The organism is Aeromonas allosaccharophila, from assembly GCF_000819685.1.
GTDB classification, from domain to species: domain Bacteria; phylum Pseudomonadota; class Gammaproteobacteria; order Enterobacterales; family Aeromonadaceae; genus Aeromonas; species Aeromonas allosaccharophila.
Genome location: NZ_CDBR01000034.1, coordinates 179348 through 188778 on the forward strand (window position 1 = coordinate 179348; position 9431 = coordinate 188778).

9 protein-coding genes are annotated in these 9431 nt (G+C 59.3%); 2 read left to right on the forward strand and 7 right to left on the reverse strand.

Features of this window, described 5'->3' with window-relative positions; all coding sequences use genetic code 11:
• Positions 1 to 46: 46 nt before the first annotated feature.
• From BN1115_RS07860 to BN1115_RS07875, 4 genes are all read right to left on the reverse strand, one after another.
• Positions 47 to 1525 (reverse strand): carboxypeptidase M32, encoded by a 1479-nt coding sequence (locus BN1115_RS07860; RefSeq protein WP_042656735.1) that lies wholly within the window; start codon positions 1523 to 1525, stop codon positions 47 to 49.
• Between the two features lie 138 nt (positions 1526 to 1663).
• On the reverse strand, positions 1664 to 2245 hold the full coding sequence (gene smrA, locus BN1115_RS07865; RefSeq protein WP_042656749.1) for a DNA endonuclease SmrA: 582 nt from the start codon (positions 2243 to 2245) through the stop codon (positions 1664 to 1666).
• 187 nt (positions 2246 to 2432) lie between these two features.
• Complete coding sequence (locus BN1115_RS07870) at positions 2433 to 2612, reverse strand: DUF3149 domain-containing protein (protein WP_005338733.1); 180 nt, start codon at positions 2610 to 2612, stop codon at positions 2433 to 2435.
• A gap of 121 nt (positions 2613 to 2733) precedes the next feature.
• Entirely contained in the window at positions 2734 to 3636 is a 903-nt protein-coding gene (locus BN1115_RS07875; RefSeq protein WP_042656736.1) for a TraB/GumN family protein, read from the reverse strand.
• 88 nt (positions 3637 to 3724) lie between these two features.
• On the opposite strand from BN1115_RS07875, the gene BN1115_RS07880 reads away from it, so the two are divergent.
• Positions 3725 to 4057 carry a DUF1904 family protein gene (locus BN1115_RS07880; protein WP_042656737.1) on the forward strand — a complete coding sequence of 111 codons (333 nt, stop codon included), beginning with the start codon at positions 3725 to 3727 and terminating at the stop codon, positions 4055 to 4057.
• Between the two features lie 60 nt (positions 4058 to 4117).
• On the opposite strand, the gene BN1115_RS07885 is transcribed toward BN1115_RS07880, so the two are convergent.
• The 3 genes from BN1115_RS07885 to BN1115_RS07895 form a co-directional block, all read right to left on the reverse strand.
• Positions 4118 to 4945, reverse strand: coding sequence for an SDR family oxidoreductase (locus BN1115_RS07885; RefSeq protein WP_042656738.1), 828 nt, complete (start codon positions 4943 to 4945; stop codon positions 4118 to 4120).
• A 140-nt stretch (positions 4946 to 5085) separates the two neighbouring features.
• The gene (locus BN1115_RS07890) at positions 5086 to 6522 is read right to left on the reverse strand and encodes an OprD family outer membrane porin (RefSeq protein WP_042656739.1); all 1437 of its coding nucleotides are present in this window, start codon (positions 6520 to 6522) and stop codon (positions 5086 to 5088) included.
• Between the two features lie 502 nt (positions 6523 to 7024).
• Positions 7025 to 8962 (reverse strand): methyl-accepting chemotaxis protein, encoded by a 1938-nt coding sequence (locus BN1115_RS07895; RefSeq protein WP_042656740.1) that lies wholly within the window; start codon positions 8960 to 8962, stop codon positions 7025 to 7027.
• Between the two features lie 176 nt (positions 8963 to 9138).
• Here BN1115_RS07895 and BN1115_RS07900 point away from each other — a divergent pair.
• The coding region (locus BN1115_RS07900) for a transposase domain-containing protein (protein ID WP_042656741.1) at positions 9139 to 9431 on the forward strand (293 nt) is incomplete at its 3' end.

The following is a 9431-nucleotide window of genomic DNA, read 5'->3' on the forward strand; positions in this document are numbered from 1 at the left end:
GGTCAACTAAAAAGGGCCCCGTTCTGCTGTTAGCTTACTGCGCTCATTACTTCAGGTAGCGCTGTTCCAGATGCTGGCGAAGCCAGTGCGGGTTGAGCGCTTCACCGGTGGCGCGGCGCACCAGCTCGTCGGTGCTGTGCAGGCTCCCCTGTGACCAGATGTTGCGCCCGAGCCAGCCGAAGATCTCCGGCAAGCGGCCCGCTGCGATCACCTCCCCCATGCTGCCCAGCTCTTTTTCGAGGGCAAAACGCAGCTGGGCGGCATACATGGCGCCCAGGGTGTAGCTCGGGAAGTAGCCGAACGAGCCGTCGGTCCAGTGAATATCTTGCATGCAGCCATTGCGGTAGTTGCCCTTGGTGGAGAGTCCCAGCCACTGCTGCATCTTGGCGTCCCACAGCTCGGGGATGTCGGCCACCTCGATCTTCCCTTCCACCAGATCGCGCTCCAGCTCGTAGCGCAGGATAACGTGGGCCGGATAGGTTACCTCGTCCGCATCGACCCGGATAAAGCCCGGCTCGACCCGGCTGTAGAGCTTGGCCAGATTGTCCGGCGCAAACGCCGCCTGCTCGCCGAAGTGGTGACGAATGCGTGGTGCCAGCAGCGCGAGGAAGGCCGGATGATGCCCCAGCTGCATCTCGCAAAACAGGCTCTGGCTCTCGTGGATCGCCATGGAGCGCGCTTCGGCCACCGGCTGACCCAGCAGATGACGCGGCAGCCCCTGCTCGTAACGGGCGTGACCGGTTTCGTGCACTATGCCCATCAGGCTGGAGACAAACTCCTGCTCGTTATAGCGGGTAGTGATCCGCACGTCGGTCGGCACGCCGCCACAGAAGGGGTGACTGCTCACATCGAGCCGGCCGTGGGCGAAATCAAAGCCGAGCAGTCCCATCACCTCCTGACCGAGCGCTTGCTGGGTCGGGATGGGGAAGGGGCCTTGCGGCGGCAGCAGGGCATCGCCCTTCTGCTGTTCGCTCACAGTCTGGATCAGGGTCGGTAGCCAGCTGGCGAGATCGCCGAAGATCTGATCGAGCCGTGCGCCGGTCATGCCCGGCTCATAGAGCGCCAGCATGGCGTCGTAGGGGCGCACGCCAAGCGCATCGGCCCGCAGCTGCGCTACTTCACGGGAGAGTTTCACCACCTCCTCGAGATTGGGGGCAAAACCGGCCCAGTCGTTGTTCTTGCGCTGGCTGCGCCAGGCGTGCTCGCACTTGCTGCCAGCGAGCGACAGCGCTTCGACCAGCTCACCGGGCAGCAGGCTTGCATCTTGCCACTGGCGCTTGATCTCGCCGAGGTTGGCGCGTTGTACTTCATCGAGCGGTTCGCTCTCGGCCTTGGCAATCCAGTCGCCTAGCTCGGGAGCGGTGCGCTTCTGGTGGATCAGCAGACCGAGTTCGGCCATCGCTTCGGCGCGGGCATCATTGCCCCCTTCCGGCATCATGGCCGCCTGATCCCAGCCGCAGATGGCGGCGAGGTGGCTAAAGCGGTGGATCTGCTGCTGATGTTGTTCAAGCTTTTGATATGACATGGGATTGTCCTTGTTATCGTCCCTGATGGTATGCCGCCCCGTACCTGGCATGATCGGGGCCGTTCGATGCTAACACCGCCGCTGCATCGTTGACCACCTTAACGCAGGTGGGCCAAAGGCGTGGTGGCGAGCGGCGGATTAGCCGAGCCGCTTCTGGTGCTGTTCGCGGTTTTCTGCTTTTTTGCGTTCGCTTTTACGCAGCAGCACGTAGAGGGCGCCGCTGCCGCCGTGGCGACGCTCTGCGCTGTGGATCGCCATGACGGCGGGCAGTTGCGGCAACCAGGCGCTGACATAGCTTTTCAGCAGGGCGCGCGGGGTGCTGCGCTCCCCCTTGCCGTGCAGGATCAGCAGGCAGCGGATATCCCGGACTTCACAATCCGCAATGAACTGCACCAGCGTCTGGCGCGCTTCGTTGAGGGTTTTCTGGTGCAAGTCCAGGCTGGCCTGCAGCTCGTATTTGCCGAGCCGCAGCTTCTTGTAGACCCCCTTCTGCACCCCATCACGCTTGAAGCCGACGATTTCGTGCGGATCGCGCATCTCGATGGCCTCCATGGTGAGGTGGTCGAGGGTGAGTTGCTCGGCGGTGGCAGCCTGACGGCGAGCTAGCTGCGCCTCGGTCGGGGCGGATTTGGCCGCATGGGGATGGATGTTGTCGCTGCGAATGGGCCGCACGTCGGCCACTTCATTCATAAATAGCGAGAGTTCGTCGTTATGAGACACGGCAGGCTCCCCATAAGAAAAAGTGGGGGCCATTATAACGGCCGCAACCGGCACAGAAAACGGGGAAAGGGGGAGGGGATAACGGGCATCCAGCATGGACATTGGTGCATCCTGGCCCGGGAATCACAGTCGCGAACCATAAAACAGCACAGGCGGTCAGTGTGAACTGCCGCCTGTGGTCAGAGGATTATTTTCCCTCTTTGGGTTGTTGAGAATGGGGTTGCTGTGAATGAGGCGGTTGCGAGTGCATCACCTTGTAGATGAAGTAGGCCGCGTAAGAGCTGATGAGCAAGAAAGTGCCGATAATCACCAGCATCGACATCAATCCCACGCTGTTGCCAAACATCAGGTCCAGCCAAAAGTCCATTTTATTGCTCCTGTCACCCGGTTGATGACAGGCATGATAAATACCTCTTTGCCCCGTCCGGGATGATCCCGATCAACTCCCTTGCAGGTTGTTTAATAACCAGCGCGTTCTGTGATCGTTCTCACTGGACTCCTTGTTCCTGAGCCTGCACCGGACCCGGAGTGGTGAGCGGGGTAATGTGCCACCCCTGCTGCTCCAGCAGTGCCAGCAATCCCTGTTCGCCGTAAAGGTGCAGGGCGCCTACCACGATAAAGCTCTCGTTGGGCAGGGCGGACCATTTTTTCAGCCAGTTGTGGTTGCGTTCGGCCAGCAGGGTCTGCTCCATCCAGCTCTGTAGCGCGGGCGGAGCCATCTCCTCCTTGAGCAGATTGATCAGCGTCGCTTCGTCCCCCTGTTGCCACGCCTTCATCACGGCGGCGAACCCGCTCTCCAGCATTGGCAGTTCATCCAGGGTGCTGGCGAGCATCAGGGTCTGGTTGTCACCCACGCTGGCCAGATAACCGAGCTGCTCCAGCAGGGTTTCAAAACCCACTACCGGCTTGCCCTCTTTGGTGGCCCGGGTGGCAAAGTGCTGGTCTATCCCGAGTTCACTTTTGAAGTCGGAGCGGGCCATAGCGGCCTGGGTCAGGGTAATGGCGGCAAACCAGGGGCGCAGGGTGGCAAGGGTAGCCTCGTCGATGCCATAGCGGGCGCCCGCCATCAGGGTGCGTTGATAGAGCTCGGCAGGCAGATGATCCTTGAGCGGTTTGCCATCCACCAGCCGGGTGAGGGAGGCGGTCTGTTGCCACTGATCCGGCGTGATGCTGTTCATGTCCACCTCCATCACCAGTGCTCGGCTTTGCAGCCAGGCGCGCTCGACCGGCTCGGGCAGAGGATAGAGGGCTGGCTTGCCCGCATGGATGGAGCCCAGCAGCCAGTGTTGCTGGTTGCCCTTGCTCACCCGATAGAAGGCGGGATCGGCAAAGGCGTGCAGCGGTAGCAGCAGGCAGAGCAGGAAGGCAAAGAGGGTGCGATGAAATCTCATGGGGATCCTTAATATGCGCCGGGTGACTTCTCTTGCTGACAATAACTCCTATGATAAGTCCTCATTTCAGATAACCAAGAGGTTTGCCATGCCCCATCTTCGTTTTCGCGCCGTGACGCTCGATACCCTGCAACAGCTGAGCGGCCCGCTGCTGGCCGAGCTGTGCGAGCTGACCGGCGGCAAGCCGGAGTTTGTCACCATGGAGCGGGTGGAGAGCGGCTGGATCCGCAACGGCGAGCCAGAGGCGGGTTTTCCGTTTGTCGAGCTGCACTGGTTCGAACGGCCACAGGAGATGCAGGACGCCGCCGCGCGCCTTATCACGCGCCATCTGAAGCAGGTGCTGGGGGAGCAGACCTATGTGGTGGTGCAGGTGATCCCCCTGGTCAAGAGTGCCTACTACAGCAACGGTGAACACTACTGAAGAGAGGGATAAACAAGGTTGGCGGGTCGGGTTACTGGATGCTTATCGCCAATAACGGGATCAGGCCGATTTGGCCAGCAGTTTATCGAGCCAGCGAGTGGGCAATACCCGTCGCAAGAAGGCAAACAGCCGGGTCGGGGTGGTCACCGGATAGCGCGCTTTGGGATGGGCGTGGGTCAGCGCATGGAGCAGCGGCGGGATACAGGCTTCGCTTGAGAGCGTAAAGCCGCTGGTGGCCCCCTCTTTTTCCAGCCGCGTCAGGGTCTGGCGGTAGGCCGACTGATGACGGCTCTGGGCCGGATCGATGTGACGCAAGAAGGCGCTGCGGGCATTGGCACGAAAACGGGTATCGATGGGGCCCGGTTCGATCAGGCTGATATGTACCCCGCTGCCCGCCAGTTCGAGGCGCAGGGTGTCGCTGTATCCTTCCAGCGCAAATTTGCTGGCGTTGTAGGCGCCGCGGTACTTCATGGCAACCAGCCCCAGTACCGAGCTGTTCTGCACTATCCGCCCCTCTTTGGCCTCCAGCATCGGCGGCAGCACCTGCCGGATCAGATGGTGCCAGCCAAACAGGTTGGTATTGAACTGCTCCCTGAGCGCCTCGGTGGGCAGATCTTCCAGCGCACCCGGCTGGCCGTAGGCGCCGTTGTTGAACAGACCATAGAGGCGCCCGCCCGCCAGATGGAGCGCCGCACTGGCACCCAGCTCGATTGAGGCGGGATCCGCCAGATCCAGCTGTACCGCCAGCAGTCCCTGTCGCTGCAAGCGGGCCACATCTTCTGCCTTGCGCGCCGAGGCGATCACGGTAAAACCGTGCTGCCCCAGCGCCTGCGCAGCGGCGAGGCCAATACCGCTGGAACAACCGGTGATCAGAACAAAACGGGGCATGATGCGTCCTTGTGACTGCTGACAAAAGCGTGCGGGCTGGTGAGCGGATAAAACCCTTATCCGGCTCGCATGTTAGCCCGCCAACCGGAAAAAAGAAAACCGGGCCAAATGGCCCGGTTTGCTGACATCGTATTGCCTGATTACATAAAGGTAAACGGCATGATCATGTGGAATTTGACGTCCTTCTCTGAGGCGAACATGTTGGGGTATGCCCAGCTGCCCAATTCATCCTGCTCGTTGTTGTAATCGGTGTAGTGCAGTTTGAACAGGGTGCCTTTCAGCTTGCCATCCTGCACTGTGTACATAACATCGAAGTTGACAGCCCACTCTTTACCATCAACAAGAGTACTATCACCATTTTCGGCATCCCAGCCGTAAGCACCGGAGACACCGACTGCCCAACCCGGCGCACCAACCAGATCATCCAGAGAGCGAGTTACACCCGCAAACAGCGCTTTTTCGTTATTGTGGTTCCAGTCAGAGCGGGAATCCCACCAAATTTCGTTGGCACCCTGGGAGTTGCCGTAACCACGGGTCAGGCGGGGCAGGTAGTTACCTTCATCGCCTTCAGCCTTGGTCCACATACCTTCCAGACGGAAGCCATAAGGACCCATGGCCCAAGCGGCAGTCAAGGCTTGCTGCCATGCCAGACCATCGTAGGTTTGACCTGCGTCACCGGCGGTTGCATCAAAATCAGAGGTTTCTGAACCGTAGAATTGATAGCTGGTGGAGAGGCCGCCCAGTACGTCAAACTTGTGAGCCAGTTTGAAGTGATAACTATCCATATAGTCTTTGGACTGACCGAAGGAACCGGTAACAGCAGTGCCATTTTCGAAGGTGTAGCGAGCAGCGATACCGTGGATGTAATCGATCTTGTATTGCTCATCCAGTGGGCTGTAACCCGACACCCAAGGTTTGGACTTGGAGCGCGAGAACATTTGAGTTTCTTTAAACCAGGGGGCTTTATATTCGTCGGCGATGGCGTAGGTCAGATAGAGACCGCCGAAGTTGCCTTCGACTTGACCACCACGATAGGTACCCGGTTGATAGGACCAGTTAACACCGATAACGCCAGGAACGTAGAGCTGGGTATAACCCCCTTTGGCGGTAACACTATCGCCAAATTTGAATTTCAGTGCCGCATTGGTCAAGCTGGCACCGTTTTCGGATAAACCATCGCTAGTGCCCCAAGAGCTGCCCCAGAAGGAGAACTCATTTTCCTCGTTGGCACCATTGCTTTCGTCAACGGCCAAGTCGTAGGCGCCATAGCCACCCAGATCCAGACCAACGACATCCCATGCGTAGCCAGAGTTGAAGTTAAGTGCGGCTTGTGCGGTGGAATGGCTGAGATTTGAGTGGTATTTGCCATCTTGGCCTGGACCGGCTTGTTTGCGGTCGCGTTCACGCTGGAAGTAGAAGATACCACCAGTCAGCTTGGCATCATCGGCAAAGGCTTCATAAGATTTGCCATATTCCGGGCTCATCATATCCTGAGCTGCCAACGCCATACCGGGGGCGACCAGAGCGGCTACCACAGCGGCACTCAAAGCGGCGCGCTTGAAGATCACTTTTTCCATTTTTATTGCTCCTGATTTTATGGACTTAGCTTTTTTTCCGGCAGTTGGCATCGGGCCTACCGCTCGGTATTGGCATTGCAATCAAAACCCCGAAGGGCAAAAAATCTTCTCTTGGCTACCTGCAAACCCGGATGTCTTGGCACATCTGTAGTTGGCAGTCCTGATCATCACATGTTGTTTTTTTATGTTCCGATTCTTGGCTATCGGACAACACCAAGAGTACGTTCGCGGTGCGAAATATCAATGAAAAGTTCCCTCAACGTTTCAAAAGTATGACCGAGTGCAAATAATCATGGGCAAGGTCGCAAACAGCCTCATGGCAGGTATCACGGTGATGAGAACGTTTTCTTGAGGCTGTAGCCAGCGCCAGTGCGGGTTTTCATCCGGTACGGGGGAAGAGGTGTCAGTTAACCTGACGGTAACAGATAATTTTGTGCTACAAAAAAACTTTCCCTCTGGTTGAGGGAAAGTGATCTGGTGGGGATGTGGGGCGAATAGGAGGTCAGCTTTGCTGGCCGAGGATGTAGGGGATCTGCTGCGCCTGATGGTGGATATGGGACGAGACCTGCACCGAGAGCTGACTCACCTGACGGGCATGCTGATGGATACGGGCGATCAGATCGGCAAAACTGGCCAGCTTGTGCTCCTGACTTTTGGCATTGTCGGCACCCTGCAGAGCGATCACTGCGGTGTTGCGAGCAATCTCCCTTACCGCCTGGGTGGTCTGGCGCAGTTGCTCCGCCTGTGCCCGTTGGCGGCTTGATTCGCTGGTGATCCGGTTCAATACGGTGCCAAGCTGTTCGCCGGATTGGGTCAGACGCCCCAGAATATCGGTGATCTGGTTGAGGGATTGCTGGGTATTGGCCGAGAGGTGGCGCACTTCATCGGCGACCACGGCAAAGCCGCGTCCCTGTTCCCCTGCGCGGGCCGCTTCGATGGCGGCGTTGAGGGCCAGCAAGTTGGTCTGCTGAGCGATATGACCGATCACATCGACAATGGCCGTCACATCGGCAACCGAGCGGGTGAGGGCTTGCAGCGCCTCATCGCTCTCGTCAATTGCCAGTCCGGTCTGATGAGTGGCGTGCAGCATGCTACCCACCAGATCTTCGCTCTGGATCATCGCTTGTTCGTTATGGTGGGCATGCCGGGCGATGTCGGCGGCGACCTGATGGACCTCTCCGGCCAGCTGGTTCAGCTCATCCATCATCTGACCACTCTCGTCGACCACCTGTTCGGTGGTGCGGGTGCTGTGGTGGATCTCGTCAACCTGGCTGACCATCCCTTGCAGACTGAGGGATACCGCTGACAACTGCCCCTCTTTCTGTTGCTGGTCCAGTTGCAGGCGGCCGATCAGCCGGTTGTAGCTGGCAACGATATCGGCCAGCTCGTTGCGATCGCGCCCGGCAGGCAACGGCTCGGCCAGCCCTGTCTGATCGAGCTGCATAAAGGCCCGGCGCAGTCGCAACAAGGGGGTGAGCAGCCAGCGTCGTTGCACCAGCGCAAACAGCAGGGCGACCACCACCAGACAGAGCGCCAGCGTGCCGAGGATGGTGGCCAGCTCCTGATTGACTGCTTGCCGCTCACGGGCAAGTTGCTCCCCCATCTGTCTGGTCGCTTGCAACATCGCCATGATGTCTTGCTGCACGGCCTGGCGGCCAGCCTGTTGCTGTTGCAGCGCCGTGCGGCTGTTGGCTAGCTCCAGTGGATAGCGGTTAAGCAGCGAGCGCAATTCGCTGCGCGGTTGATCTCCCAGCTCCTTGCGCACCGGCTCCCCCAGCGTGAACTCATCGGCAGGTGCCTCTTCATAAAGGCCGAGCAGCGGCAGGCCTTGCAGCGCTTGCGCCTGTTTTTGCAGCGACTCCAGCTCGAAGCGGATCCCCTCGAGCAGCTTCTCCTTGCCCTGCTCCATATAGCTTTGGCGCAAATGGGCGAGGCGCGGCAGGCCAGCCAGGATCTCGGCCGCGGCGCTGCGATATTGCTGCGCCGCGGCAGATTGTTCGGTGCTGGCGCCTTGCTCCCCATAGCGGATCAGTGCCATGGCCTGGCTGCCCAGCTCACTCTCCGCATTTTGCAGCAGCAGCTGGCTGTTGCCCGAGAGCTTGCCTGCGGCCTGATAGTCGTGCGCGATGCGCTGCGCCATCTGTTCGAGTTGCTGCCTGAGCGGGGCCGCCACGGCATCATCCTGAGCGGCCAGCGAGGAGAGCGCTTGGTGGCGGATCTTCTCTGCCGCGGTCAGTTGTTGCGGATCGCCGCTGTTGAGGTAGTCACGCAGACTATTCTGCAGGGTTACGGTCACCAGTTGTTGCAACGTTTCGTGCTGGTGCTGAGCCTGATTGGTTCGGACAAGCTGTTGCCAGCCGTGGTAGAGGGCCAGCGCCTGTCCTCCCGCGACCAGTAACAGAACCAGGGAGGAGAGGGTGGCGTAATGGGCGATTTTCACGGGGCGATTCCTGTCAGCACAGACCATGGGGGAGCATGGCCCGAGCCTAAACAGGGATGGTGGCGTTTTTATGACAGCGTGGGTCAGGTGGCTAATGCCGATCAGTTAAGGATCCATTGACCGATCCTCCTGATGTGTAAAAATCCGAAACCTGTTGATTTGGTTTCGGATTTTTTATGCGTATCGACCAGGCTCTCGACTTCCTCCACGCCAGCAATGCCGCCCAGTTTGAGTCACTCTCTGACCTCATTCCTCCCGAGCTCATCATGACGCTGCTCGGCGAAGAGGGCGTCGCTAGCCTGCGCCGTCGCCGCATGCCCATGGAGCGTCTGGTCTGGGCCATCATCGGCATGGCCATCTTCCGCCACGTCCCCATGACCCAGCTGGTCAATCAGCTCGATATCCTGTTGCCCGGTGACCGCCCCTTTGTTGCCCCCAGCGCCTTCCTGCAAGCCCGCCAAAAGCTCGG